This is a genomic window from Thermosynechococcus sp. PKX95 (assembly GCF_031583295.1).
In the GTDB taxonomy this organism is placed as follows: domain Bacteria; phylum Cyanobacteriota; class Cyanobacteriia; order Thermosynechococcales; family Thermosynechococcaceae; genus Thermosynechococcus.
Window position 1 is genome coordinate 310,230 of record NZ_CP134171.1, and the last position, 25,583, is coordinate 335,812.

The following is a 25,583-nucleotide window of genomic DNA, read 5'->3' on the forward strand; positions in this document are numbered from 1 at the left end:
TCAGCGATGCCATGGTTTGTCAAAATTGAACGCGGTATTGTGGACAAAGCCACCTTTGATCGCCACGTTCCTGCCCACCGTGCCTATGTGCGCGCCCTCATTGCCGCAGGGCATCAAGCCCGCACGGGATACTGGGCTGAGCGCGGGGGTGGCATGTTGTTGTTTCAGGCGGATTCCCGGCAAGCCGCTGAAGAAATTGTTGCCCGTGATCCCCTCGTCCAACACCAGTGTGTCCACTACGAACTCCACGAGTGGTGTATCGTCGAAGCCCCCGATTAGCCTTGGCGCAGTTTCTCCGCCCAGACACGGGTGGGTAGCCCCCACACGTAGATAAAGCCCTCGGCGGCCTTGTGATTAAATTGATCCTCGGCGCCATAGGTAGCCAAATCGGGCGTATAGAGGGAATAGGGAGAGCGTCGCCCCACCACCCGTGCGGTTCCCTTAAAGAGCTTGACGCGCACGGTACCCGTCACCCGCTTCTGGGTCTGTTGAATAAAAGCATCCAAGGCTTCCTTGAGGGGGCTATACCAAAGACCGTTATAGACCAAACGGCTGTAGGTCTCTTCAATCCCCCGTTTGTACTGCGTCACATCGGCGGTTAAGGTCAAGCTTTCCAAATCGCGGTGGGCGTCAATAAGCACCAAGAGGGCAGGGGCTTCGTAAATTTCGCGGGATTTAATGCCGACAAGGCGATTTTCAATCATGTCAATGCGACCAAAGCCGTGGCGCCCCACCCGCTCATTGAGTTCACTCACCAGCGTTACGGGATCGAGGGAGCGGCCATCGAGGCTAACGGGAATTCCGGCCTCAAAGCCAATATCCACATACTCCGGGGAGTTGGGGGTATTTTCAATGGCTTGGGTCATCAAATAGATTTCCTCAAGGGGTTCAATCCACGGATCCTCAAGGGGGCCGGCTTCAATACTGCGTCCCAAAAGATTGCGGTCAATGCTGTAGGGGGAAGATTTTTTCACAGGCGCAGGAATGCCAAAGCGTTCGCCATAGGCAATGGTTTCTTCGCGGCTCATGCCCCATTCGCGAGCGGGTGCCAGGACCTTGAGGTTGGGATTCAGGGCGGCGATCGCCACATCAAAGCGCACTTGATCATTGCCTTTCCCTGTACAGCCGTGGGCAACGGCATCGGCACCATACTCAGCAGCCGCATCCACCAAGAGCTTGGCAATCAGAGGGCGAGCAAGGGCCGTCGAGAGGGGATAGCGATTTTCGTAGAGAGCGTTGGCCTGAAGAGCGGGAAAGGCATAGTTGCGGATGAACTCAGCTTTGGCATCGACCACCAGCGAGGCACTGGCACCAGCATCAAGGGCTTTTTGGCGAATGGGTTCCAGTTCATCCCCCTGTCCTAAATCAGCGGCGAGGGTAATGACTTCCTTCACGCCCCACTCGTGCTTGAGATAGGGAATACACACGGAGGTATCCACTCCCCCCGAATAGGCCAAAATGACTTTTTCTGCACGCCCCATGATTCTTTCCTGAAATAAATGCGATCGCTACTATAGCGGATCTGTTTGCCAGAAACGTTATAGCAATAACCGTTTCGCCGAGCCTTACATCTGTTTCACTTCGTTTGCTAGGGGCAGGCCTTGCTCAAAACAGGTCAGATTTTCAATTGTCGTACGGGCAATATCTGTGAGGGCATTGCGGGTAAAGAAGGCTTGGTGAGCAGTAATCACCACATTGGGGAAGGATTGCAGGAGTTGGAAGGTGTCGTCTTGAATAATCGTGTCCGAAAGATCTTGGAAAAAGAGGGAGTCTTCCTCTTCATAGACATCAATGCCCAGATAACCAATTTGGCCACTTTTAATGCCCTCAATGACTGCTTTGGTGTCCACCAGCTTGCCACGACTAGTATTGATCAACATGACACCGCGCTTCATTTGGGCGATCGTGGTCGCATTGATCAGGTGTTCATTTTCGGGGACAAGGGGGCAATGAAGAGTGACAATGTCCGATTCAGCCAAGAGGGTTTCTAGGGTTGTGTAGGTGCCTATCTGCTCAAAGTCTTTGTTGGGGTAGGGATCATAGCCGTAGAGGTGACAGCCAAAACCATGCATAATCCGGGCAACAACACGCCCAATTTTGCCTGTGCCAATGATGCCGACCGTACAACCATACAGATCAAAGCCCATCAGCCCCTCTAGGGAAAAATTATCATCGCGCACGCGGTTGTAGGCACGGTGAAGTTTGCGGTTTAGCATCAAGATCAGCCCCACTGTATGCTCCGCTACCGAATAGGGGGAATAAGCACTGACGCGGGTAACTGTGATGCCCAAGCTGGCCGCTGTTGCCAAATCCACATTGTTGAAGCCCGTACAGCGCAGCGTCACCAGACGCACCCCCAACGCTGCCAGCCGTTTGAGGGTCTCTGCCCCCAGATCATCATTGACAAATACACAGACGGCCTCATGTCCCTCGGCAAGGGAAACTGTTTGAGGACGCAGTAGCACATCGTAGTAGGTGAGGAGATGGGGATGACCTTGAGCTTCATTGGCGGCATTCAGAAACTGGCGATCGTAGGATTTGGCACTGAAAACGGCAACTTTCATAGCATGGCTCTCCTAGCCCAAGTGACATTACAGCCCTTTTCACTAGGGTTGAACACTCTAGAATCCTGAGAACGTTAATGGCGGACAGCATGCCGATGTGTCCTGTCTGTTAACCCCATATTCCACAAAAGAGCTGTAGTTAGCTTAGCGAGTGTCAGCTTAAGGTTGTGTTAAGGGAGGACAAATACCCAGACAACTGCTTAGGGGATGCCCTTAGCGCTTGCGAAAAAACTGGCGAATGGTTGCGGCAATATGCTCAATGGTGGCATCGCTCAATTCAGGCCAAATGGGTAAGCTGAGAACCTCGCTGGCAAGGCGATCGCTCACAGGATTGGGTGGAGATTGCCCCTTATACATCGGAGAGTGATCTTGGGGAATGGGGTAGTAAATCATCGAACTAATACCAGCCGCCTTCAGGTAAGCCGCGAGCGCATCCCGCTGCCCATTGAGCACCCGAATGGTATATTGATGAAACACATGCCCTAGAGATACTGCTGGGGTCACCACCGCCTCAAGACCCGCCAAGGCTTGGTTATAGGTTTGGGCGACTCGCCGTCGCTCTTGATTCCAGCGATCGATATGGGGTAGCTTCACCCGCAGAATTGCCGCCTGTAGGCTGTCCAAGCGAGAATTGTAGCCAATCATTTCGTGGTGGTAGCGTTGACGGGAGCCGTGAACCCGCAGCATGCGCGATCGCTCGGCTAAATCATCATCATTGGTGGTAATCAGCCCCCCGTCGCCATAGGCACCGAGATTCTTGGTGGGAAAAAATGAAAAGGCTCCCATGGTACCGATCGCCCCCGTGAACCGATGAGCTAAAGCCTCTTGAGTTGCCGTTTCACATTGACAGTTCTCACAGGGCGGACAATAGCGGGCACCAAAGGACTGGGCACAATCCTCAAGAATGGCTAACCCATGGGCTTGGGCAATTTCAACAATTGCTCCCATAGCAGCTGGCCGCCCAAATAAATGAACCGGCAAAATCGCCTTGGTGCGGGGGGTAATGGCTGCGGCAACTTTATTGGGATCAAGGTTAAAAGAGTCCAGTTCCACATCCACAAAGACCGGGCGGGCACCCACCAAACTAATTGCCTCTGCCGTCGCAAAAAACGAAAAGGGGGTGGTAATCACCTCATCCCCAGCACCTATTCCCAAACTGCGCAGGGAAATCACCAGTGCATCTGTCCCTGAATTAACTGCTACCGCATGGCGCACCCCTAAATAGGCGGCTACCTCTTCCTCAAAGGCCTGTACCTCTGGCCCTAGAATGAACTGACCGGATGCCAGTACGCGGGCAACTGCGCGATCGATGTCTGCTTGCAGGAATTGATATTGGGCCTTGAGATCAAGAATAGGGATGGTATCCATGAGAGAGCGCAAGTCTTTATTATCATCCTCTCACGAGCGTAGTGTGGTTTTAGCGAATTAAGCTAGGCTTAGAGTGTAGAGCCGTTCTCAAGGGCGGGGTTCCAGACCCGTTTTTTTTGATGAATCCCCAAGAGTTGTTAAAACGCTATGCCAGCGGTGAACGGGACTTTAATCGTGCCAGTTTGACAAATGGCGAGTTTATCAACGCTGATCTACGGGGGATTATTCTCTCCCGTGCCGACATGGAGTGGGTCAACCTGAGCGGAGCCAATCTCAGTGGTGCAGTGCTGTGTGGCGCAGAAATTGTTAATGCCATGCTCATCAAGGCAGAATTGGTGGATGCCAACCTCGCTGGCGCAAACCTTAGCCGCAGTGATCTCAGTTGGGCAAACCTGACGCGAGCCAATCTCAGCCGCGCTGAACTTAGTGAAACCACCCTGCGGGGAACGGTGCTTCAGGGTGCCAATCTCTCTCGTGTGGACTTGGCGAATGCGGATCTACGGGGATTGACACTCGACGGCGTTAACCTTTCGGGGGCAAATTTACAGGGCGCGAATTTGCATGGCACGGATCTAAAGCAGGCGAACCTAACCCGTGTGGATTTAATTCAGGCGGATGTCAGCAATGCCAATCTCAGTGGTGCGAACCTCAGCGGTGCCAACCTGAGTGGCGCGAACTTAACGGCGGCGAATCTCACGGGAGCCAATCTCAGCCGCGTTGATCTCACGGAAGTCAAGCTCAGTGAAGCCAACCTTGCCAAGGCCAACCTTGTCGGCGCGGAACTGGCCAAGGCGGATCTGTCCTCCCTAGAACTTTCAGATGTCAACCTCAGTGGTGCCAATCTCAGTGGCGCGAACCTGAACCATACCAACCTTAGCCGTGCGGATCTCAGTGGGGCAAATTTACGGGGCGCCAACCTCAGCCATGCCAAACTGGTGGGCACCAATCTGCAGGGGGCGAATCTCCAAGGGGCAAACTTGCAGGGGGCATTGCTGGACAATGCGGATTTGAGTCAAACGGATCTACGCAGTGCCAATCTCAGTGGCCTCGTCTTTAATGGCGTGAAGCTGCGGGGTGCCAATCTCAGTGGTGCCAATCTTCGCGAAGTGGAGTTAACGGAAGCCAACTTTAGCCGTGCCGACTTGGTAGAAGCGAATCTCAGCCGTGCCCGCTTGGTGGGAGCCAACCTGAGTCGTGCTACTCTCTCAGAAGCGAATCTCAGCCGCGCCACCCTCAGTGGAGCTACCCTGAGCCGGGCAACGTTTAGTGGCAGCTTACTGGGAACTGTAGATCTCAGCGGTGTTAACTTGAGTGGGGCAGACTTAGGGGACGCCAACCTCTCAGGCTCTAACCTGTCGCGGGCGGATTTGACGCGGGTGAACCTGACTGCTGCGGATATGAGTGGTGCCAACCTCAGTGAAGTGGATTTGCGGGGTACGATTATGCCCGATGGCCGACGGCGAGCTTAGGCGGGGTCTTTTTCGGGGACGGTTTCTTCGGCAGCTTCAACCGGCTGGGGTCTCGGTGGTGCTTGACGGCCAAAGAGGTGCACCAAGTGCTTCAAATGAGCGGCAAGTTCAGGGGTAAGTTGACCCGCAGTTAGGCGCCACGCCCAGTTGCCTTCGCTCGTACCGGGGAAATTCATGCGGGCATGACTATCGAGACCGAGCAAATCTTGAACGGGAAGAATGGCTTGGTTGGCAACGGTTCCTAGGGCCATGCGAATCAAAGCCCAGTGGGGTTCGCTGGGGGTATAGCCCAAATAGTCAATGAGGCGCTGCTGTTCCCAGTCACTGAGGGTGCGGTACCAGCCGACAGTTGTGTCATTGTCATGGGTGCCAGTGTACACCACACAGTTGCGCTCTTGATTAAAGGGTAAAAAGGGATTATCCGAACCACCGCCGAAGGCAAACTGGAGAATTTTCATCCCCGGAAACTGAAACTGATCCCGTAGGGCAATGACATCGGGGGTAATATCCCCTAAATCCTCGGCGAGAATAGGCAGTCGTCCCAAAGCAGCTTGCAAGGTTTCAAAGAAGGCAGCACCAGGACCCAGTTGCCACTCACCGTTGACGGCTGTTTCCTCTCCTTCGGGCACTTGCCAGTAGCCCTGAAAGCCGCGAAAGTGATCCACACGGATAATGTCCATGTAGGAGAGCAGGGCACGGAAGCGCTCAATCCACCAAGAGTAGCCATCGGCAGCAAGGGCTTTCCAGTTGTAAATGGGGTTGCCCCAGAGTTGTCCTGTGGCACTGAAGTAATCTGGAGGCACACCGGCCATGAGGGCAGCCGCACCCGTTTCTGGATTGAGTTCAAAAAATTGGGGAAAGGCCCAGACATCGGCACTGTCGTGGGCAACATAAATGGGAATATCACCAATAATCTGAATCCCCTGTTGATTGGCGGCTTCCTTGAGGGCGTGCCACTGCTGGTAAAAGAGAAATTGCTGAAACTCGTACTCAAAAATGCGCTCTTTGAGAACGGCTTGGATCGCGGCAAGGGCGGTTGGTTCGCGATCGCGCAAAGGGGCGGGCCATTCATACCACGGCTGTCCCTCGTGGTGATCCTTCAGCGCCATAAAGAGGGCATAGGTGGGCAGCCAGTAGTGGGCAAGGGCTTGAAAGTCGCGAAAGGCCTGCCAGTCTTCTGGGGTGGCTTGATTCTGAAAGCGTTGAGCAGCAAGGCGGAGCAGGGGGAGTTTTTGGCTAATGACAGCCTCGAAATCAACGCGATCGCTATTCTCAAGCGTGAGTCCTGCCAAATCTGCTTCCGTTAACCAGCCCTCCTTGACCAGTTCATCCAAGCTGATCAGCAGTGGGTTGCCGGCCATCGCGGAGTAGCACATATAGGGGGAATTGCCAAAGCCCGTTGGCCCTAGGGGCAAGACCTGCCAGTACTGCTGATCACTGGCAACCAAAAATTCAAGGAACTCACGAGCTGCCGCACCCAAGTCACCAATGCCATGACCACCAGGCAGGGACGTGGGATGAAGCAGTAAACCACAGGAGCGGGGAAAGTGCATTATTAAGCCACGGGGAAACTTGAGCTAATTATCGCCCAATTCTGGATCGGCAATCTCGCTGGATTCCGCTAGAATTTCTGCTTCAAGGGCGGCTAGCTCCTCTGGCGACATCCGCGCAAGGCGATCGCTCATCACGGCCTCTTCATAGTCTTTAAGTTGCTGGTGGTAGGTCATCCGTCCTGTAAAGACCCGCAGGAGATAGGTGGAGAGCCAACCCAGAACCACCAAGACAAAAATGGCTTGACTCCAAATCCCGGCTTGAAGCGGCTCAACCCCCGCAATGCGCAACAGCAGATAAACCAAGCCGCCCGCAAGGAAAACACCAATACCAATCCCTAGAACATCAATGCGGCGCATAGCACCTAGGAATCGAGAGAGCGCGGTTGGGGACGAAAGTTAATAAAGGGAGCCAGCAGGAGTAATCCCGGAAAGAAGAACGTCACCAGAAAGTACATAAATGCCCGCTCAAAGGAGCCAGCCACATACCAGCGAGCATTCAAATAGGCATAGACGATCGCTGGCACCACCAGCAGATATAGCCCTGCCAAGGCGCCATAGACACCGAGTACCAAAAGCTCTGTTGAAACTGCCATCGATGACTACCTCTTCACCAAAACGACTAGATTATTCTGAAACGGTGCTGGTTTCCCTCACCGCTTCCCCAAGGGCAGGAACAGCAATTCCCATCGCTGCAGCAAGGGCAGGAGGAGGCGCTTGGCGACTGGGAGCATTGAGATATTGACCGGTGAGAATAGGGGGCACCGGCTTCATCTTGTGCTTGGCGGTAAAGAGGCGATGGGTTTGGGCAAGGTTGCCACGCTCACTGATATGCTCATTGGCAATTTTCTTGCGCAGCTTGACGATCGCATCCATGATCGCTTCTGGACGGGGCGGACAGCCGGGCAAATAGACATCCACGGGAATCAGCTTGTCCACACCACGCACGGCGGAATAAGAATCAGAGCTAAACATCCCCCCTGTGATCGTGCAGGCACCCATCGCAATCACGTACTTGGGATTGGGCATTTGATCGTAGAGGCGCACCAAGGCGGGTGCCATTTTCATCGTGATGGTGCCAGAGGTGATGATCAAATCCGCCTGACGGGGGCTGTTGCGGGGCACCAAGCCAAAGCGATCGAAATCGAAGCGCGAGCCAATCATGGCCGCAAACTCAATGAAGCAGCAGGCAGTGCCATACATGAGCGGCCATAGGCTCGATAGCCGTGCCCAGTCATAAACATCGTTGAGGGAAGTAAGGATGATATTTTCCGCAAGTTCTTGGGGAACTTCAGGACGAGCAATTGGATTGAGGATGGCAGGCGAGGTCGTATTGGTCATAGGGTTCCCTCAAGGGACATCGGCCAAATGTAAAAACACTTAAAATTATAGGCCTTTACCCTAACAGATGCAGCCAATTGCATTGAGCTGGCAATAAAAAAACTTGACAGCAAGGATAAATTATTTTTGGCCGCCCACCTGCAGGCCGGGGGGTAGGTCTAAGGTGTCACCAATGGTGATGCCATTCCAGTAGGCCGCCAGCAGGACATCACAGGTTTTGCCCCAGGCGATCGCCCCTTGATGGTCGAGACCAATGGCGCCAAAATCCCGTTGCCGACTCGCGGCTTCCCGAAAGGATTTTTCAAAGGCCGCCTCAAGGGAAAGCCCATCGGTGACGCGCACCACAATCCGCGTGGCCAGCGCCTCATCCAGAATATCCTCACCAATGCCAGTACAACTGACTGCTGCTAAGCTGTTGGCATAGGTGCCGGCTGGCGTTGCGGAGTCACTGACCCGCCCAATACGCTCAAAGCCCTTGCCGCCAGTGGAAGTCCCCACGGCCAAGTGTCCCTGCTGATCTAAAACCACAACACCAATCGTGCCCCGCCTTGCCTCCTCGGCCACGACTCCGGCCATCGATGTTTGGAAATTGCCTTTGCGTTCCTCGAGCCACTCGTAGAGTCGCTGATCCGTGAGGGGTTGATACACAGGAAGCTGCAATTCACGAGCGAGCTCTGCTGCTCCCACATCGGACAGAATACGGTCAGGGCACTGTTGCAACCAATGCGCAAGGTCAATGGGATTTTTCACCCGTGAGACATTAATGACACCGCTGAGGCGCTGCCGCTGCCCATCCATGAGCGAGGCACTCATGCGAATTTGACCGTCGGATTGCAGCACAGACCCCGTGCCTGCATTAAAGCGCGGTTCATCCTCTAGGAGCCGACACCCCAAAACCACTGCCTCAATCGCCGTTGCCCCTTCTTTTAGGGTCTGAACCACTTGGCTGACAATGGTATGCAGGGATTGGCGGACGGAAATGAGACCGCCTTTGTCTTGGAGCGAGCTGCCGGCGCCGCCATGGAGAATCACAGTGGGTTGGGGCATCCTGAATAGGCGAGATAGAAATCAATAGACTAAATTCACGATACCCCGCGGCGAGGGTCTAAATCCACGGGCTGCCCTAAGCAACTGCTGCCGCTGGCATGGTCTCTGTCTGAGTCGTGGCTTCCTCAGTATCCAGTAGCGCTTGTAGTTCTTGGATGGCTTGTTGGGTATCCTCCACTTGACTGAGGAGCGATCGCGCGATTTTTTCCCCAGAGGCGGTGGACTCTACAACCTCGCGAATGTGATGGCGAAAATGATTGGCCATTTCCTCTACTTGTTGGTTGGCAAAGACCACTTGGTTGGCCAGTTTGTTAATTGCCTCACTGATAAAATCGAAACCAGCCATCTGCTGGCCACTGCGACTGGCAATCAGCCCCGCCTGCACCGCAAGGTGTTTCACCTGACGGGTAATCTCAGCAATTTGATGGGTGGCTTGGTCGATAATTTCCACGTCCTGTTTCAGCCGTTCGCTGAGGCGATAAACCTCCGCTGTGTGACGGCTAATTTGGTTAACCCCGGTGAAGGTTTGCTGAAAGGCTTTGCGCCCCCGCTGGGAAAGAACTTGGCTAATGGAGACGAACCGTTGATTGAGTTGGGCAATCCGCTCCGCTTGCTCACGCACAGAGCGCTCCTGCTGCTCTAGGGCTTCGTTCATCTGTTGGGTGCGGGTCAGCTCGCTTTCAAGGCGCTTGGCATAGTCTTGGTTCCGCTCTTTTTCCAGCTTTAACTTCTCAAGGAGTTGCTGGGTGTGGAAGTGCTGCTGCTGAATGAAGAGATTTTTCTTGCTCAGCACTTGCGCTTGGGCAATCAGGATCAGCCGCATATCCACCAACACCAGTTGCTTGCCCTTACGCACGACCACGGGTTCGTAGACAAAGGCGGGGGGGCGACTCAAGGCCTGTTCCACAGCTTCTTCCACAGGAGTGCGTGCCATCAAAACAAGGGGAGGTACTTGGGGTGCAGCAACTTCTGGCAGCAATTTAATCGGGCGCGGCAAGTAGAGATCGCGACCAAACTGCTTGCTCATGCGCTCAAAAAACTTGACCTTGGAGATCATGCCGATGACGCGATCGCCTGCCACCACCAGTACCCCCGGTAGCTCAGGATAACGTTGAAATTCATCAGCCACTTTTTCAGAGATGGTTTCAGGGGAAACCTGATAGGAAAAATAGGGTAAGTCAGCCAACGTAGCGGCTGCAGACAGTTGGATATTGACTGTCTCATTCATTTGATTGTCCCCCAGAATGAGTATTCAATTGTTTTAGCGTGAAGACTGTACTCTGCTTTACCTCACTTAAATTATCTCGACTTAAGAGTAGGAGGAAATTATTTTTTGGTTATCTTTTGGTTAAGTTCGATTCCCACTAGATTTCAAAATACCCGAATTTTTCGTTTATTCCAGATTCACTGACTTCGGATTAAATTTAAGACGTATGGCAAATGAATGTTATGTAGAATACACTTTTTATTTTCGAGGCTATGAATTTTCAGCATACCACTGCTGCACCTGCTGTTGAATGGCTGCCGTTTCTGTGGCACTCAGTTTATCCAAATTTTTGAGGATAATGCTCATGCGTCCTTGGCGACTCAAGATTTTGCGGTGCCGGGCTAGAAAGTGCCAATAAAAAAAGTTAAAGGGACAGGCGCGATCGCCCACTCGTTGCTTGGGATCATAGGCGCACCCTTGGCAATAATTACTCATGCGCTGAATGTAGTTAGCAGACGCCGCATAGGGCTTGGAGGCCAAGCGTCCGCCATCGGCAAATAAGCCCATTCCCAAAACATTGGTTTGCATCACCCAGTCGTAGGCATCAATAAACACGCTGTGGAACCAGTTTTCCACTTCTTGCGGAGACAAGCCAGTAATCAGGGCAAAGTTGGCGAGGATCATCAGCCGTTGAATGTGGTGGGCATAGCCTGTGCGCTCAATTTGCTGCAGAACGTGGCGCAGACAGTTCATGGTGGTGCGATCGCTCTGCCAAAAGAACGTCGGTAAGGGGTGAGTGTGCTGAAAGAAATTATGCTGGCAGTAGTCAGCACCAAGGTAGTGATAGAGACCATACATATACTCACGCCAGCCGAGAATTTGGCGAATAAAGCCCTCCACACTGTTGAGGGGCAGCGGCCGTTCCCTATAGGCGGCTAAGACAGCATCGATCACTTCTTGGGGGTGCAATAGCCCTAGGTTCAAATAGGGGGACAGCAAACTGTGCCATAGGGTCTCTTCTCCCGCCACCATGGCATCTTGGTAGGGGCCAAACTGGGGCAAGCGGTATTCAATAAAGTTTTCCAAGACCTGCAGCGCTTGGGCGCGGGTGACTCCCCAGTCAAAGGGTTCGATGTGGCCGTAGGTGTCAAAGTTGCCTTGGCGCACTGTCTCAATGACTTCTTGGCTGATCTGATCGGGAGAAAAGCGCAGCGGTGGTGGCGGTTTGAGGCGAGTAGGCGGCGGTTGGCGATTTTCGGCATCGTAGTTCCACTTGCCACCCACGGGGGATTTGCCGTCCATGAGAATTTGAAACCGTTGGCGACCGGCGCGGTAGAAATACTCCAAGACCAGCGTTTTGCGACCCTTCGCCCAGTCCTGAAATTCTGCTTCTGACCAGAGAAAGTGATTGTTGGGCAAGAACTTAATGGTACAGGGGAGATCGAGGGTAGCGATCAGATCCCGAAAGGGGCGATCGCTGGGTGCCATAATCCGTAGTTCGTGGATATGGTGAGCTTCAATCCACTGTCGCAAGGGGGTAGCAAAGTCGGGGGCGATCGCATAGGTCACCGGCCAACCGGCTGCCTCGAGTTCTTGGGCAAAGTGGCGCATGGCCGACCACACCAGCACGAGTTTTTGGGCATGGTAGCGGCGTTGTTGCACCCATTGGCGGGACTCAATGAGGATGACGGGCACAGGGGTTGGACAGCTTTGCAGGGCTGATTGCCCTTGCCACAGTTGATCGCCTAAAACCCAAACGCCAATGGCCATCCGAACTCAGATTGTAAATAAGGACTAAGGGAGAATGGTTTAGTACAGCCAATGTGATTTATCTTAGTGTTCAACTGTTGCAACTCCATACGACACTCATCATGCAAATTCGCCGGCGTCCCCCTAATCCCGCTGTAACCGTTCGCAACCTCCACTACCAAGTACCGGTGGCCGATGAGGCTCCCCGCAATATCCTTGAGAAAATCGTTTGGCACAAGGAACAGGAGGTAGAGCAACTGCGGGAAGTGCTCCCCCTGCCGGACTTGCAACGTCAGGTACTCGATGCACCACCCGTACGCTCCTTTTTCGCCGCGCTGCAAAACCCTGTCACCCAGCCAGCACTGATTGCCGAGGTCAAGAAGGCCTCTCCCAGTAAAGGGGTGATTCGCCCCAACTTTGACCCGGTGGCGATCGCCCAAGCCTATGTTGCCGCTGGCGCGACTTGCCTTTCCGTCCTAACGGACAGTGAGTTTTTCCAAGGCAGTTTTGAGTACCTGGCTCAAATTCGCCAAGTGGTGGACGTGCCACTGCTGTGCAAGGACTTTATCATTTACCCCTACCAAATGTTCTTAGCGCGGTTGCGGGGCGCTGATGCGGTTCTCTTAATCGCTGCCATTCTCTCGGATCGCGATCTGCGTTATTTCCTGCGCATTGCCCATGGCTTGGGGCTAACCGCATTAGTGGAGGTGCACAGCGCCGAGGAGATGGAACGGGTACTTGAGCTGGAGGACGTACAGTTGGTGGGCATCAACAATCGCAATTTGACGGATTTTAGTGTTGATCTAGCCACCACTGAACAGCTTTTGGCCACCTATGGGGCGCAACTGCGCGATCGCGACATCCTCGTGGTCAGTGAATCGGGCATTCATCAGCGCGCTGATGTTGAGCGGGTGACCCAAGCGGGAGCCAAGGCGATTTTGGTGGGAGAATCCCTCATGCGACCCCCAGCAGAGATGGCGCACCTCAGCGCTGCGGAGCAACTCCAAGCACGGATTCAGCAGTTATTCCCAGAGTTGGCACACAAGTAGCGCAGTTAACTATGCCCCTGAAGGCAGTCTTATTGGATTTCAATGGGGTGATCCTTGATGATGAGGCGATCCATGCCGCCCTCATTGATGAGATTCTGCTGCAAGAGAACTTGCGACCCCAGCGGGGGGAATACGATCTCTTTTGCTTGGGACGCAGCGATCGCGCCTGTTTGGATAATCTCCTCAGTCGCCGCGGCCGGGCAGTGACCCCGGCCTATCTCGACAAACTGGTGGCACAAAAGGCAGCTGCCTACCGCGCACGCTTGGCCAATATGGAGCCTTTTCCCTTCTTTGCGGGGGCGATCGCCCTGCTGGAGAAACTCCATGCTGCGCAATTGAAAATTGCCATTGTCACCGGTGCCCTGCAATCCGATGTGGACTTGGCTCTTGAGCGGGGAAACTTGACTGGCATTGTGGACTGCATTATCAGTGCCGAAAGTGTGGAACGCGGCAAACCCTATCCCGACCCCTATCTCCGTGCCATTGCAGCCTTGCAAGCCCTAGGGGGCGATCTCACAGCCGCTGATTGTCTGGCGATCGAGGACACCTTGGTGGGGGTGCAATCCGCCCGTGAAGCTGGTGTCAAAGTCTTGGGGGTCGCGCACACCTATCCCTTTCACATGCTCCAGCGTCGTTGTCACTGGGTGCTCGATCGCCTTGATCAGTTTGACCTAGCAGAAATTGCCCCTGTTTTTAACCGTCGCGTGGCTAGGGCAACTGCCTAAAGGTGTTTGACCTCAGCAATGAGTTGATTGAGCACTTCCTTGGCATTGCCAAACAGCATTAGAGTTCTGTCCTTGTAGAACAACTCATTGTCAATACCGGCAAAGCCCGGATTGAGGCTGCGCTTGATCACAATCGTGTGTCGTGCCCGATCCACATCGAGAATGGGCATCCCATAGACAGGGCTACCGGGGTTCGTGCGCGCGGCTGGATTCACGACATCATTGGCACCAATGACCAGTGCCACATCCACATGCTCAAACTCTGGATTAATGTCCTCCATGTCCTTGAGTTGGGGGTAGGGGACATTGGCTTCGGCAAGCAGCACATTCATGTGACCAGGCATGCGACCTGCCACCGGGTGGATCGCGTATTTGACATCCACACCCAGCCGCTCCAGTTGATCTGCCAGTTCTTTGACACTGTGCTGCGCTTGGGCAACCGCCATCCCATAGCCGGGAACAATGACCACAGATTTGGCATAACCCAGCATCATCGCACTTTCTTCGGGGTCAATGGTGCGCACTGACTTCGCGGTGGCATGAACACTACCCTCAGCACTGCCTGTGGTCGAGCTACCAAAGCCACTAAAGAGCACATTGGCCAAGGAGCGATTCATGGCCTTGCACATAATTTGGGTCAGAATCAGCCCCGAAGCCCCCACCAAGGCACCCGCGATAATCAGCATACTGTTGCCAACGATGAAGCCCGCAGCACTGGCAGCCAAGCCCGAAAGGGAGTTCAAAAGGGAAATCACAACCGGCATATCAGCACCGCCAATGGGCAGGACAAAGAGCACCCCCAAAATGCTGGCGATCGCCACTAGGCCCCAGAAAATCGGCATCTGACTTGGATGCAACCACACCCAGCCACTGGCCACCCAGAAAGCCACCAGCAAGCCGAGGTGAATCGCCTGCTGCATCGGGAAAATGATCGGGGTTCCCGAAATCAATCCCTGAAGCTTACCAAAAGCCACAAGGCTACCAGTAAGGGTGACACCCCCAATCAGCACCCCCAAAAGAATGGTGATCAGCGTACTGGGGGTCAGCGGTTCACCCAACGCAACGATGCGGCAAAATTCCCCAATGCCCACCAAGGCAGAGGCCGCCCCTCCTAAGCCATTGAGTAACCCCACCATCTGGGGCATGGCCGTCATTTCCACTTTGTAGGCAGCGATCGCGCCAATGACACTGCCGAGGCCAATGGCCGCTAGGATGCCCGTATAGCTAATAATCTGGCGATCGAGGAGCGTGACCACAATCGCAATCAACATCCCCAAGGCGGCAAGGCGATTTCCTTGACGGGCCGTGGCCGGAGACCCCAGTTTTTTCAAACCGAGGATAAAGAGCGCCGCAGCACCCAGATAGCTCAATTCTTCAATGCGTGTTAGCCAATCCATGGTTCCTACCGCTTAAACATCTGCAACATGCGATCCGTGACCAAAAAACCGCCCACCACATTAATCGTGGCGAGCACTGTCGCAATAAATCCCAAGACCACCGTTAAAGTGGTGTGCCCACTCCCCGCCATCAGTAGGGCACCAATTACGGCAATCCCCGAAATGGCATTGGAACCAGACATGAGGGGAGTATGCAGCGTGGGCGGGACTTTGTTAATCACCTCAAAGCCAATGAAACTGGCCAAGACAAAAATCATCAGACCGACAAGAATGGGATCTGTCATAGAACGAATCCTCTAGGGACATCTCTAAACCGTTGTTGCCAAGGTTTGGGCAGGATGCAGCAGTTGCAGTACCCGTGGGTTGCGAACCTGCCCTTCATGGGTGACACAGGCGGCATCCACAATGTCATCGCCAAAGTTCAAGACCAATTCCCCTTGGGGGGTGAGGTACTTCAGAAGGGTCGAAATGTTTTTGGCATACATTTGACTGGCATGCACCGCCATTGTCGAGGGCAGATTAATTGGGCCAATAATGGTGACCCGCTGATGACAAATAGAGCGCCCCGGTTCTGTGCAGGCACAGTTGCCCCCCTGCTCAGCGGCTAAATCCACAATCACCGAACCCGGTTTCATGCTGGCCACCATCCGTTCTGTCACCAAAAGAGGGGCAGGCTTGCCCGGAATTTGAGCAGTGGTAATGACCACATCGGCACTGTGGACATGGGCAGCGATCGCCTCTTGGGTTTTGTGCTTCGCCGCCTCAGAAACCTCTTTGGCATAGCCGCCGGCAGCAACCGTATCCTCCTCAAGGTTAACTTCGACAAATTTGGCACCGAGGCTTTGTACTTCCTCCTTGACCGCTGGGCGAATATCAAAGGCTTCAACCACGGCTCCCAAACGCCGCGCGGTGGCGATCGCCTGCAAGCCAGCCACCCCTGCCCCAATCACAAACACCTTGGCGGGGGGAATCGTACCCGCTGCCGTCGTCAACATCGGGAAAAAGCGCGGCAAATGGGAAGCGGCCAATAACACCGCCGCATACCCTGCCACCGCTGCTTGGGAAGACAAAGCATCCATACTCTGGGCGCGACTCGTGCGGGGAATGCACTCGAGGGCAAAGGCAGTAATCTGCCGCTCTGCCAAGTGTTGCATCTGCCATGGATTGCCCAAGGGATTGAGAAAACTAATTAAGGTGGTGCCGGGTCGAATCCACTCCACCTCGCGATCGCGCAGCGGCGCCACCTTGAGCAGCACATCCACACCGCCCCAGACCTCTTCAATGGAGTAACCAATTTCCGCACCTGCTGCACGGTAGTCATCATCGCTGAAGTGAGCCATATCCCCTGCACCGGACTCCACACAGAGGTGATACCCCTGCTGCACCAGCTTGGCAACGACTTCGGGAATCAGGGCAACCCGTTGTTCACCCACTTCGCGTTCCTTAACGACCCCAACTTTCATAGGCACTCTTGGATAGGGTTTGCAGTCTTGACAGAACAATTCCTTGGTGTACTCATCCGGGCATTTTTATAACCGCCCGACACCGTCACCACACATTCACCTGCTGTCCTGTACTGATCCTCACGCTACTGCGATCCCCTAACGAATGCGAGGAAATGTCAGCATTTCATGGGGATTCTCCACAAGTCTTATGATCCCCAGTAACGTTTGTAACAAATGTTGACATTATCATTGAGTACTTTTACTTAATTTCCCCTCGTCATCCTTTTGTATGCTCAAAGGAGCTATACCTCATTTGAGGTTGCCGGTGGAATTTCCTAGTAATAGCGACTAATTGCCTTATCAAAGGGATTACGTTCAAAGCAAAACTTAAAGTAGTTATGCCAAATGTCGGGATTAATCGCGTTGTTAACTTCGGCAGCCGTGAAGTGATTATTACACTTGCGCTTAGACCCCTGATAAAAGAGAGCGAGCCAGTCTGACAACCGATAGTCAACCAAGGGAGCACGAAAATTGCGAGGCTCTGGATAACCCAATTGACGACGGATGCGCTCATCCTGCCAGCGAATCGGTGTGATGACATCCTGACTACCACAAAACTGGGAGAGGGCAATTACTGGTGCCAGCAGTTTTACGAGTTTTCAGGAAAATAAACCGATAGGTGTGGTTAATAATCATTGCGAATAGCTATCCAGAAGGGCAGTTTGACCGCTACTTGCGCTCTTGTGGCAGACTAGGAGATTGCAAGTACAGAGTCACAGGCATGTTCAAAACAATTTTAGTGGCCCTCGATACCAGTGAGCTATCGGCACGGGTGATGGCAGCGGTGACCCAGTTAAATCTTGACCCAGATGCCCAAGTGATTCTCAGTCATGTGATCTCACCGGCAGAGGCGGGTTTTGGCGTCAGTGCCGATCGCCCCTCGTTGCATCCGCAAATGGGCACCTACCGCAGTATTGAACAGCATTTACAACAGTTCCAAAGCCACCTCCCCTGTGACTCGGAAATTGAAATTGTTACCGGTGACCCCGTCGAGGAAATTTTACGCTTGGCCAATATCTATGGGGCAGACCTGATTGTGCTGGGGAGTCGCGGCCTCACGGGGGTTGAGCGGGTTGTGCAAGGCTCAGTAAGTGGCGCCGTTGTGGCGGATGCCCCCTGTTCGGTGTTTGTGGTTAAATCAGCGGAAACTTAGGGTATGACAGCACCATTGACGGGTCTGACAGCGGCGGAAGTGGCGGAGCGGCAAGCCAGAGGTCGCATTAACCGTCAAGCGAGTGAAAGCAATCGCACCTATGGCGACATTTTGCGGGAAAACCTCTTCACGTTTATCAATGGGGTTTTTGCTTTTATTAGCGTCATTTTGCTCTTTTTAGGTCGTCCGGGAGATGTGGCCGCCATCATCGTGGTGGTGTTTCTCAATGCCATCATTAGCATCCTGCAAGAAATTCGCGCCAAACGGCAGTTGGATGAAATTAGCCTCCTCACCCGTCCCCGTGTCAAGGTGCTGCGCGATCGCCAAGAGGCCATTATTGATCCCGCAGAAGTCGTAGAAGGGGATATTCTCCTTTTGGAGCCGGGGGATCAAATCGTTGCCGATGGCACTGTCGTTGGTGATGGACAGATCCAAGTGGATGAGTCCTTGCTCACAGGGGAGTCGGATCTCATCTCCAAGCAAGCGGGCGATCGCCTGTACTCTGGGAGCTTTTGTGTGCGCGGCGCCGCTGCCTATGTCGCCGAACAGGTGGGGGAAGCCAGTACCGCCCATCAACTAACTGCTGCCGCCAAAACTTACCACCACAAACTGACCCCCCTGCAACGGGAAATTAACCTGATTATTCGCGTCATCCTTGCCCTTGCCATTTTCCTGTGGCTATTGGTGTTGCTTTCGCTGTTGGTACGCCTGACCACCCTACAAATGAGTGTGCAAACGGCGGCAGTGGTGGCGGGTCTTGTCCCCGTGGGCTTGTATCTCACCATTACCCTGACCTATGCCTTGGGGGCATTGCGCATCTCCCGTGCCAATGTCTTGGTGCAGCAGGTGAATGCCATTGAGTCCCTCAGTGGCGTCGATATTCTCTGCCTTGATAAAACAGGAACCCTTACAGCCAATGCCCTTGAACTCCATAGCTGGTACGCCCTCACCGAGACACAGGAAAAGACAAAAGCGGCTCTCGCCACGTTTACCGCCAGTGTTAGTGCTCCGAACCGCACCCTTGTTGCCCTCACAGAGGCCTTTGAGGGAACTCCCCAACCCCTACGCCTTGAGATTCCCTTTTCCTCGGTCTATAAGTGGAGTGCCGCAGCGTGGCAGGACTCGGAAACGTTTATCTTGGGGGCACCGGATGTTCTCTTTACAACCGATGATCTTCCTTCTGGTACGACTGAGTTGCTGCGGCGCGGACGGCAGCAGGGACTGCGGGTGCTTCTTTTTGCCCGTAGTCGCAGTGATCCGCAATGGGATGAGCGGCAGGAGACTGCCCTCTTGCCCCCAGACCTAGAACCCTTAGCAGTGATTTGGGTGGGCGATCGCCTGCGACCCCAATCCCGTGAGGTTCTAGAACGCTTTCAGCAAGCCGGAATTCAAATCAAAATTATCTCCGGCGACCACGCGGAAACCGTTGTTGCCCTTGCGAAACAAGTGGGTCTCGATGATGGGGCGATCGCCATCTCCGGCGCAGACTTGGCCGCCATGGATGATCCCAGCTTTGATCAAATGGCCGAGAAAGCCACGGTCTTTGGTCGCATTACCCCCGAGCAAAAGGCGAAACTCGTGACTCGACTACGCGCCCTTGGGCATCAGGTGGCCATGATTGGCGATGGTGTCAATGATGTGCTGTCCCTGAAGCAGGCCAACGTGGGAATTGCTATGGAAAGTGGCAGTGCCATTACCCGGAATGTGGCTGATATTGTATTGCTTGCGGATTCCTTTGCCGCCTTACCAGCCGCCTTTCGGGAAGGACAGCGCATCTACAACGGCATTCAAGATGTCACGAAGCTCTTTCTGGTGCGGGTGTTTAGCTTTAGTTTGCTTTGTCTAGTCACTGTCATGGCAGGGCGCGCCTTTCCGCTGTTGATTAAGCACAATAGCCTGCTCACCCTGTGGGGAGTGGGTCTGCCGACCTTGGCGGTGGCTTTTTGGGCAGTGCCGGGGCCGCGTCCCCATCGATCGCTGATTCGTTCATTGTTGCACTTTGTCATCCCCGCCACCCTAAGCCTCGCACTGTTGGCCATTTTCATGTACTTGGGGGTGTTAGCACGGGAACTGACGCCCCTTGTGGAATTGCTCCAAGGACGCTTTGATCCAACGCTGTTGAATGGCCGCGAGGTGCTCTTAGAACTGGGGCAGAGTGTGGCGATCGCCCGCACGGCCTTGGTGACGACCCTGATGCTGGCCTCCCTTTGTTTAGTCCTGTTTCTCAAACCTCCCCATCCCACATGGGTTGGCGGTTCGCCTTTAGTGGGCAACTGGCGTTATGTTGCTGTGGTTTTAGCTCTGCTGGCTGCCTTCCTGATCATCAGCTTCTCGCCGACCCTACGGGCAGTGGCCGAGTTGGAACCCCTGTCGTGGTCACTATGGGCATTGATTGTGCTGATTGTCTTGCTATGGGTGGTGGTCTTGCGGGCTTTTTGGCGCTATCGGCTTTTGGATCGCTTCCTTGGTGTCGATCTCAGTTAGGCATGGGGGGCGCGATCGCGCTGAATCGAGTAGAGATGGGCATACAACCCCCCTTGGGCGAGGAGTGTCTCATGGTCTCCCTGCTCGCGAATCGTCCCTTGATCCAAAACCACAATTTGATTGGCGTCCCGTACCGTACTGAGGCGGTGGGCAATCACAATCATTGTGCGAGTGCCGGTAATGGAGCGCAGGGCCAGTTGAATTTCCCGCTCCGATTCATAATCCAGACTTGAGGTCGCTTCATCAAAAATCAACACATCGGGATCCGCCAAGAGGGCACGGGCAATCCCTAGGCGCTGCCGCTGTCCCCCCGAAAGCCGCAACCCCCGTTCACCGACAATTGTGCGATAGCCCAAAGGCAACTGCTGCACAAATTCATCCACCCGCGCAATGGCACAGGCCTCATAGACGGCGTCGGCACTGACCTCGGGGTTGGCATAGGTGAGGTTATCCCAGAGGGTGCCATTAAAGACATCCACCTCTTGGTGGACAATGGCCAAACGACGGCGATAGGCGCGGACATCGAGGGTTTGAATATCTTGGCCATCAATGAGAATCTGCCCCTGATCCGGCTGGAAGTAGCGAAAGAGCAGCTTGATCAAGGTGGATTTCCCGGAACCCGATCGCCCCACCAAGGCCACCGTTTGGCAGGGTTCAATGAGTAAGTTAATATCCCGCAGAATGGGACGCCCCGGCGTGTAGCTAAACCAAACGTGCTGAAAATCCACTTTGCCGGAAAACTTCAGGCTAGGAATCTCCTGTTGCTCCAGATCAATGGCATCGCGACCGGGGGGCAATTCCATAAATTCATGGAAGCGCAAAATGGAGGCATAGCGGCGCGCAAACACCTCCGACACCTGCGAGAGGGGGGTAATTTCGGCATAGGCCATACTGGCAAGGGTGTAAATCGTAATAAAGTGGCCAATCGAGACCCGGCCGGCGATTGTGGCTGCTAGGGAAAACCCCAACAAACTGAAAAGACAGAACTGGACTACGGTTCCCTGCCAAGTAATCAGGTGCATATAGCCGCGATGGATGCGGTCAATGACCATCTTGAACTCACGATCGAGGCGCTGCTGTTGACGAGCGAGTTCACGGGCTTCCGTGGCAAAGGCCTTGACGGTTTTGATATTGGTAATGATTTCTGAGGTGCGGCTTTCTGTGCTTTCGATGTGGCTGTCGAGAATTTCTTCCTTTTGAATGATCCGTCGCAGGGTGCGCAGGGTCAGCACCAGAATCACAGTAAAGGAGGTCAACAACCCAAGGGCGATCGGCCAATCAAGCCACCAGACAATCACGCCAATCCCCAGCACCCGTACCAGTTTGGGAATCAGTTGACCGGCAATTTCGGGATAGCTCCACGTATGGTTGGAAATCCCTTTGCTAACACGATTGGCAATGCGACCCGGGTTGTTTTCCTCAAAGAATTCTAGGGGCAGCGTCAGAATTTTCTCGACGGCTTTGCGAGTGTGGTCGCGGCGGGCAGCCAAGGCAATCCACCAGTGGAACCATACCCCCAGCCACGGTTGAATTGGGGCACGCACCACAGTGGCCAAAAAGACAATACTGCCGAGAACGGTGAGATTGACGCCAAAGGCATTGTTCCAGCCCGTCCATGTTTGCAGCGTATGGGCGATCGCCACCACTGGCGGATCGAGGGGTTGTTGCGAGAGCAGGTTGAGAATTTGACCAATGGCATAGGGCACGAGCAAATCCACCAGTTCGCAGAGACTAGCTGCGGTCATACTGGCGATCGCCATCCCCCGATAGGCGCGATAGTAACCCAGAATGGAGCGAAACGTGGCCATAAAAACAGGACAAGCACTGTTCCTATTTTAAGATTTCTTAAAATTTTCTGCCGTCGCTCTTGGGTTGAGAATGCCCTTAGACCTTCACAGAGACTGGGGTGCGATTGAGGCGCGTTTCATAGGGGGCACTGGCAATCAGCGATCGCCCGGTCATCTCAGGGGGTTGAGGCAGCCCCAAAATTTCCAGAATTGTTGGCGCAATATCCGCCAGACACCCATCCTCTCGCAGGCTCACATCTGTAGCATGGCCGGGGATTTTGCGTTTCTCCCCTTCCACCAAGATGAAGGGAACGGGGTTAGTGGTGTGAGCCGTCCAAGGGTTACCGTCCTCGTCAATCATGTACTCAGCGTTGCCATGATCAGCGGTAATCAGCAGCGTGCCCCCCACCTTTGTTGTTGCTTCCACCAATACGCCTACACAGCGATCCACGGTTTCAATGGCTTGAATTGTTGCCGCTAATTGCCCCGTGTGCCCCACCATATCGGGGTTAGCAAAGTTCACCACAATTAGGGCATATTCCTGTTTCTCAATGGCCTCCTTAACCGCTTCTGTTACGGCAAGGGCAGACATGGCTGGCGCTTGATCGTAGGTGGCCACCATTGGACTGGGGATGAGAATGCGATCTTCGCCGGGGAAGGGTTCCTCAAGGCCGCCATTGAAGAAATAGGTGACGTGGGCATATTTTTCCGTTTCCGCTGCCCGCAGTTGCTTCAGGCCATGCTCGGCAATCACTTCCCCAAGGATATGATTGAGGTTTTGGGGCGGGAAGGCGACACCACAGTTAAAGTTGGCATCGTATTGGGTGAAGGTCACGTATTCCAAAGGCGTAATTAGCGTCCGTTCAAAGCCGCTAAAGTCAGGGTCAATAAAGGCTTGGGTGAGTTGGCGGGCGCGATCGGGACGGAAATTAAAGAACACCACGCCATCGCCGGGTTCAACGGCTCCTTCAGCAATGCGCGTGGGGACAATAAATTCATCGCCAATATCTTGGGCATAGGACTTACTGGCGACATCCACCGCCCGCAGGGGTTGAATATTTTCATTGCTGGTCATGACGCGGTAGGCCGCCTCGGTACGATCCCAACGGCGATCGCGATCCATGGCATAGTAGCGACCACTCACCGTCACAATTCGTCCGCAGCCAATGGTTTTCAGGCGTTGCTCCAATTCCTCAAGGACACCTGCGGCATCGCGGGGGGGTGTATCGCGACCATCGGTAATGGCATGGATACAAGCGGGCAAGTTCTGGCGCTTGGCCAGTTCCACCAAGCCGTAGAGGTGATCAATGTGGGAATGCACCCCGCCTGCAGAACACAGACCGATAAAATGGAGCTTGCCGTTGCGTTCCCTCACCGTTTGGCAGAGGTTCACGAGGACGGGATTGGAAAAGAAGCTCCCCTCTTCGACGGCATCGGAAATACGCACCAACTCTTGGGGCACAATGCGCCCAGCTCCAATATTTAAGTGTCCCACCTCGGAGTTACCCATTTGTCCCTTGGGGAGTCCCACTGCCTTCCCAGAGGTATCAATCAACGTGTGGGGGTAGACTTGCCACAAACTATCCATCACTGGCGTATGAGCAAGGGCGATCGCATTACCGTAGGTCTCTTCGCGATAGCCCCAGCCATCCAAAATCATCAAAACAACGGGCGCAACAGGAGACGATGCCATGTGAATGCCCTACCTTAAACTTCTCTGGGAAATGGTGTAAATTGTACAACCTCGCAAATGATACCATTCTCCACCGCGAGAGACAAATTGGGTAGCTTCTGCTACACTTCCCAGGCTGGATCAATTCTGCATCAATAGATGGATCTATCCTAGCGGATCAACGATGGCCAAATGTTGAAAACTGTTACAGATGTGGCTTTTCGGGATTAAATCCTTGAAGACAAAAAATTGCCGTGATAGTATCCAAACTGTTGTTTGTTAGCCAAAATTGGGAGTCGTCCGTTGTCACTTCGGGTAGCAGTGGTCGGTGGTGGTCCAGCGGGTTCCTCAGCCGCCGAAACCTTAGCCAAAGCCGGAATCCAGACCTATCTCTTTGAACGTAAATTAGACAATGCCAAGCCCTGTGGCGGTGCGATCCCCCTGTGCATGGTCAGTGAATTTGACTTGCCGCCGGAAATCATTGACCGCCGCGTGCGCAAAATGAAGATGATTTCCCCCTCCAATATCGAGGTGAACATTGGCCATACCCTCAAAGACCACGAGTATATCGGTATGTGTCGCCGCGAAGTCCTCGATAGCTTTATGCGCAATCGGGCGGCGGATTTGGGCGCCAACTTGATCAATGGCACCGTCTTTAAGCTGGAGCAGCCCGCCACCAGCGATCAGCCCTACACCCTCCACTATGTCCAAGAGGATGGCACAGCTCAGACCCTTGAAGTGGATGTGGTGATTGGTGCCGATGGGGCAAATTCCCGCATTGCCAAGGAAATTGATGCCGGCGATTACAACTACGCCATTGCCTATCAGGAGCGCATCCGCCTGCCTGAGGACAAAATGACCTACTACAACGAGTTGGCAGAAATGTACGTGGGGGATGACGTGTCCCCAGACTTCTATGCATGGGTTTTCCCGAAATATGACCATGTGGCCGTGGGCACCGGCACCATGAAGATTAACAAAGATCGCATTCGGGAGTTGCAAGCGGGAATCCGCGCCCGTGCTGCTGCCAAACTGGAAGGGGGGCAAATTATTAAAGTGGAGGCTCACCCCATTCCTGAGCATCCGCGGCCGCGACGGGTGGTCGGTCGCGTGGCTTTGGTGGGAGATGCAGCCGGTACGGTCACCAAGTCTTCTGGGGAAGGCATTTACTTTGCCGCCAAGTCAGCCCGCATGTGCGCTGAAACCATTGTCGAGACCTCCAACAGCGGTCGCCGTATCCCCACCGAAGCAGATCTCAAGCTCTACCTGAAGCGCTGGGACAAAGCCTACGGCATGACGTACCTAGTGTTAGATCTGCTGCAACGGGTCTTTTATCGCTCCGATGCCACCCGTGAGGCTTTTGTGGAGATGTGTAGCGATATTGATGTACAGAAGCTGACCTTCGATAGCTACCTCTACAAGACGGTGGTGCCGGCTAATCCCTTAGTGCAGTTGAAAATTACGGCAAAAACGATTGGTAGCCTGATGCGGGGCAATGCCCTTGCGCCCTAAGTGA

General features: G+C 54.0%; 22 protein-coding genes. 7 read left to right on the plus strand and 15 right to left on the minus strand.

Annotated features, from left to right (window positions below; translation table 11 throughout):
- Positions 1-6: 6 nt before the first annotated feature.
- Complete coding sequence (locus RHH81_RS01375) at positions 7-279, plus strand: YciI family protein (RefSeq protein ID WP_302677089.1); 273 nt, start codon at positions 7-9, stop codon at positions 277-279.
- Here the strand turns inward: RHH81_RS01375 and RHH81_RS01380 are convergent.
- The 3 genes from RHH81_RS01380 to RHH81_RS01390 all read right to left on the minus strand — a co-directional run bounded on the left by RHH81_RS01380 (position 276) and on the right by RHH81_RS01390 (position 3,932).
- On the minus strand, positions 276-1,481 hold the full coding sequence (locus RHH81_RS01380; RefSeq protein WP_206200748.1) for an argininosuccinate synthase: 1,206 nt from the start codon (positions 1,479-1,481) through the stop codon (positions 276-278). The two genes, RHH81_RS01375 and RHH81_RS01380, sit on opposite strands and share 4 nt — an antisense overlap.
- Before the next feature lie 84 nt (positions 1,482-1,565).
- Positions 1,566-2,564, minus strand: a complete 999-nt coding sequence (locus RHH81_RS01385) for a 2-hydroxyacid dehydrogenase (RefSeq protein ID WP_206200749.1) — start codon at positions 2,562-2,564, stop codon at positions 1,566-1,568.
- Between the two features lie 213 nt (positions 2,565-2,777).
- Entirely contained in the window at positions 2,778-3,932 is a 1,155-nt protein-coding gene (locus tag RHH81_RS01390) for a DegT/DnrJ/EryC1/StrS family aminotransferase (RefSeq protein ID WP_310437915.1), read from the minus strand.
- Between the two features lie 119 nt (positions 3,933-4,051).
- Between RHH81_RS01390 and RHH81_RS01395 the strand changes: the two genes are divergently transcribed.
- Positions 4,052-5,401, plus strand: coding sequence for a pentapeptide repeat-containing protein (locus RHH81_RS01395; RefSeq protein WP_206200751.1), 1,350 nt, complete (start codon positions 4,052-4,054; stop codon positions 5,399-5,401).
- Here the strand turns inward: RHH81_RS01395 and malQ are convergent.
- The 7 genes from malQ to RHH81_RS01430 all read right to left on the minus strand — a co-directional run bounded on the left by malQ (position 5,398) and on the right by RHH81_RS01430 (position 12,316).
- Positions 5,398-6,954 (minus strand): 4-alpha-glucanotransferase, encoded by a 1,557-nt coding sequence (gene malQ / locus RHH81_RS01400; protein WP_206200752.1) that lies wholly within the window; start codon positions 6,952-6,954, stop codon positions 5,398-5,400. The two genes, RHH81_RS01395 and malQ, sit on opposite strands and share 4 nt — an antisense overlap.
- A 24-nt stretch (positions 6,955-6,978) precedes the next feature.
- Positions 6,979-7,311, minus strand: a complete 333-nt coding sequence (locus tag RHH81_RS01405) for a DUF3007 family protein (protein WP_206200753.1) — start codon at positions 7,309-7,311, stop codon at positions 6,979-6,981.
- A 5-nt stretch (positions 7,312-7,316) separates the two neighbouring features.
- Positions 7,317-7,547 (minus strand): photosynthetic/respiratory NAD(P)H-quinone oxidoreductase subunit L, encoded by a 231-nt coding sequence (gene ndhL, locus RHH81_RS01410; protein WP_181495109.1) that lies wholly within the window; start codon positions 7,545-7,547, stop codon positions 7,317-7,319.
- 31 nt (positions 7,548-7,578) lie between these two features.
- Complete coding sequence (gene ndhK, locus RHH81_RS01415) at positions 7,579-8,292, minus strand: photosynthetic/respiratory NAD(P)H-quinone oxidoreductase subunit K (RefSeq protein ID WP_206200754.1); 714 nt, start codon at positions 8,290-8,292, stop codon at positions 7,579-7,581.
- Positions 8,293-8,412: 120 nt separating this feature from the next.
- A complete protein-coding gene (locus tag RHH81_RS01420; protein ID WP_206200755.1) occupies positions 8,413-9,339 on the minus strand; it encodes an isoaspartyl peptidase/L-asparaginase in 927 nt (308 codons plus the stop codon).
- Between the two features lie 76 nt (positions 9,340-9,415).
- On the minus strand, positions 9,416-10,567 hold the full coding sequence (locus RHH81_RS01425; RefSeq protein ID WP_310453160.1) for a hypothetical protein: 1,152 nt from the start codon (positions 10,565-10,567) through the stop codon (positions 9,416-9,418).
- Positions 10,568-10,816: 249 nt separating this feature from the next.
- The gene (locus RHH81_RS01430) at positions 10,817-12,316 is read right to left on the minus strand and encodes a cryptochrome/photolyase family protein (RefSeq protein WP_310743268.1); all 1,500 of its coding nucleotides are present in this window, start codon (positions 12,314-12,316) and stop codon (positions 10,817-10,819) included.
- Between the two features lie 101 nt (positions 12,317-12,417).
- On the opposite strand from RHH81_RS01430, the gene trpC reads away from it, so the two are divergent.
- Positions 12,418-13,344, plus strand: a complete 927-nt coding sequence (trpC, locus tag RHH81_RS01435) for an indole-3-glycerol phosphate synthase TrpC (RefSeq protein ID WP_206200758.1) — start codon at positions 12,418-12,420, stop codon at positions 13,342-13,344.
- Between the two features lie 11 nt (positions 13,345-13,355).
- Positions 13,356-14,069, plus strand: a complete 714-nt coding sequence (locus tag RHH81_RS01440; protein ID WP_310743269.1) for an HAD family phosphatase — start codon at positions 13,356-13,358, stop codon at positions 14,067-14,069.
- On the opposite strand, the gene RHH81_RS01445 is transcribed toward RHH81_RS01440, so the two are convergent.
- The 3 genes from RHH81_RS01445 to RHH81_RS01455 are packed head-to-tail and all read right to left on the minus strand — an operon-like array spanning position 14,066 to position 16,929.
- On the minus strand, positions 14,066-15,466 hold the full coding sequence (locus RHH81_RS01445) for an NAD(P)(+) transhydrogenase (Re/Si-specific) subunit beta (RefSeq protein WP_310743270.1): 1,401 nt from the start codon (positions 15,464-15,466) through the stop codon (positions 14,066-14,068). The genes RHH81_RS01440 and RHH81_RS01445 overlap by 4 nt on opposite strands.
- A 5-nt stretch (positions 15,467-15,471) precedes the next feature.
- Positions 15,472-15,750: an NAD(P) transhydrogenase subunit alpha gene (locus RHH81_RS01450; RefSeq protein ID WP_206200761.1), complete on the minus strand. Its 279-nt coding sequence runs from the start codon at positions 15,748-15,750 to the stop codon at positions 15,472-15,474.
- Positions 15,751-15,774: 24 nt separating this feature from the next.
- Positions 15,775-16,929: a Re/Si-specific NAD(P)(+) transhydrogenase subunit alpha gene (locus tag RHH81_RS01455; protein ID WP_302677101.1), complete on the minus strand. Its 1,155-nt coding sequence runs from the start codon at positions 16,927-16,929 to the stop codon at positions 15,775-15,777.
- Between the two features lie 763 nt (positions 16,930-17,692).
- Between RHH81_RS01455 and RHH81_RS01460 the strand changes: the two genes are divergently transcribed.
- Positions 17,693-18,124: a universal stress protein gene (locus tag RHH81_RS01460; protein WP_310743271.1), complete on the plus strand. Its 432-nt coding sequence runs from the start codon at positions 17,693-17,695 to the stop codon at positions 18,122-18,124.
- 3 nt (positions 18,125-18,127) lie between these two features.
- Positions 18,128-20,608: an HAD-IC family P-type ATPase gene (locus tag RHH81_RS01465; RefSeq protein ID WP_310743272.1), complete on the plus strand. Its 2,481-nt coding sequence runs from the start codon at positions 18,128-18,130 to the stop codon at positions 20,606-20,608.
- Here the strand turns inward: RHH81_RS01465 and RHH81_RS01470 are convergent.
- Both RHH81_RS01470 and gpmI read right to left on the minus strand, forming a co-directional pair.
- Positions 20,605-22,416, minus strand: a complete 1,812-nt coding sequence (locus RHH81_RS01470; RefSeq protein WP_302678669.1) for an ABC transporter ATP-binding protein — start codon at positions 22,414-22,416, stop codon at positions 20,605-20,607. The genes RHH81_RS01465 and RHH81_RS01470 overlap by 4 nt on opposite strands.
- 76 nt (positions 22,417-22,492) lie before the next feature.
- Positions 22,493-24,088, minus strand: coding sequence for a 2,3-bisphosphoglycerate-independent phosphoglycerate mutase (gene gpmI, locus RHH81_RS01475; RefSeq protein ID WP_310743273.1), 1,596 nt, complete (start codon positions 24,086-24,088; stop codon positions 22,493-22,495).
- A 282-nt stretch (positions 24,089-24,370) separates the two neighbouring features.
- On the opposite strand from gpmI, the gene chlP reads away from it, so the two are divergent.
- The gene (chlP, locus tag RHH81_RS01480) at positions 24,371-25,579 is read left to right on the plus strand and encodes a geranylgeranyl reductase (protein ID WP_206200768.1); all 1,209 of its coding nucleotides are present in this window, start codon (positions 24,371-24,373) and stop codon (positions 25,577-25,579) included.
- The last annotated feature ends 4 nt before the right edge of the window (positions 25,580-25,583 follow it).

Excerpts from the sequence above, each read along its gene's own strand:
- ndhK (WP_206200754.1), bottom strand. The coding sequence starts at position 8,292 with ATGACCAATACGACCTCGCCTGCCATCCTCAATCCAATTGCTCGTCCT.
- RHH81_RS01430 (WP_310743268.1), bottom strand. The coding sequence starts at position 12,316 with ATGGCCATTGGCGTTTGGGTTTTAGGCGATCAACTGTGGCAAGGGCAA.
- ndhL (WP_181495109.1), bottom strand. The coding sequence starts at position 7,547 with ATGGCAGTTTCAACAGAGCTTTTGGTACTCGGTGTCTATGGCGCCTTG.
- RHH81_RS01395 (WP_206200751.1), top strand. The coding sequence starts at position 4,052 with ATGAATCCCCAAGAGTTGTTAAAACGCTATGCCAGCGGTGAACGGGAC.
- RHH81_RS01455 (WP_302677101.1), bottom strand. The coding sequence starts at position 16,929 with ATGAAAGTTGGGGTCGTTAAGGAACGCGAAGTGGGTGAACAACGGGTT.
- RHH81_RS01460 (WP_310743271.1), top strand. The coding sequence starts at position 17,693 with ATGTTCAAAACAATTTTAGTGGCCCTCGATACCAGTGAGCTATCGGCA.
- RHH81_RS01375 (WP_302677089.1), top strand. The coding sequence starts at position 7 with ATGCCATGGTTTGTCAAAATTGAACGCGGTATTGTGGACAAAGCCACC.
- RHH81_RS01385 (WP_206200749.1), bottom strand. The coding sequence starts at position 2,564 with ATGAAAGTTGCCGTTTTCAGTGCCAAATCCTACGATCGCCAGTTTCTG.
- RHH81_RS01405 (WP_206200753.1), bottom strand. The coding sequence starts at position 7,311 with ATGCGCCGCATTGATGTTCTAGGGATTGGTATTGGTGTTTTCCTTGCG.
- RHH81_RS01425 (WP_310453160.1), bottom strand. The coding sequence starts at position 10,567 with ATGAATGAGACAGTCAATATCCAACTGTCTGCAGCCGCTACGTTGGCT.
- RHH81_RS01440 (WP_310743269.1), top strand. The coding sequence starts at position 13,356 with ATGCCCCTGAAGGCAGTCTTATTGGATTTCAATGGGGTGATCCTTGAT.
- RHH81_RS01380 (WP_206200748.1), bottom strand. The coding sequence starts at position 1,481 with ATGGGGCGTGCAGAAAAAGTCATTTTGGCCTATTCGGGGGGAGTGGAT.
- RHH81_RS01450 (WP_206200761.1), bottom strand. The coding sequence starts at position 15,750 with ATGACAGATCCCATTCTTGTCGGTCTGATGATTTTTGTCTTGGCCAGT.
- RHH81_RS01465 (WP_310743272.1), top strand. The coding sequence starts at position 18,128 with ATGACAGCACCATTGACGGGTCTGACAGCGGCGGAAGTGGCGGAGCGG.
- malQ (WP_206200752.1), bottom strand. The coding sequence starts at position 6,954 with ATGCACTTTCCCCGCTCCTGTGGTTTACTGCTTCATCCCACGTCCCTG.
- trpC (WP_206200758.1), top strand. The coding sequence starts at position 12,418 with ATGCAAATTCGCCGGCGTCCCCCTAATCCCGCTGTAACCGTTCGCAAC.
- RHH81_RS01420 (WP_206200755.1), bottom strand. The coding sequence starts at position 9,339 with ATGCCCCAACCCACTGTGATTCTCCATGGCGGCGCCGGCAGCTCGCTC.
- RHH81_RS01390 (WP_310437915.1), bottom strand. The coding sequence starts at position 3,932 with ATGGATACCATCCCTATTCTTGATCTCAAGGCCCAATATCAATTCCTG.
- RHH81_RS01445 (WP_310743270.1), bottom strand. The coding sequence starts at position 15,466 with ATGGATTGGCTAACACGCATTGAAGAATTGAGCTATCTGGGTGCTGCG.
- RHH81_RS01470 (WP_302678669.1), bottom strand. The coding sequence starts at position 22,416 with ATGGCCACGTTTCGCTCCATTCTGGGTTACTATCGCGCCTATCGGGGG.
- gpmI (WP_310743273.1), bottom strand. The coding sequence starts at position 24,088 with ATGGCATCGTCTCCTGTTGCGCCCGTTGTTTTGATGATTTTGGATGGC.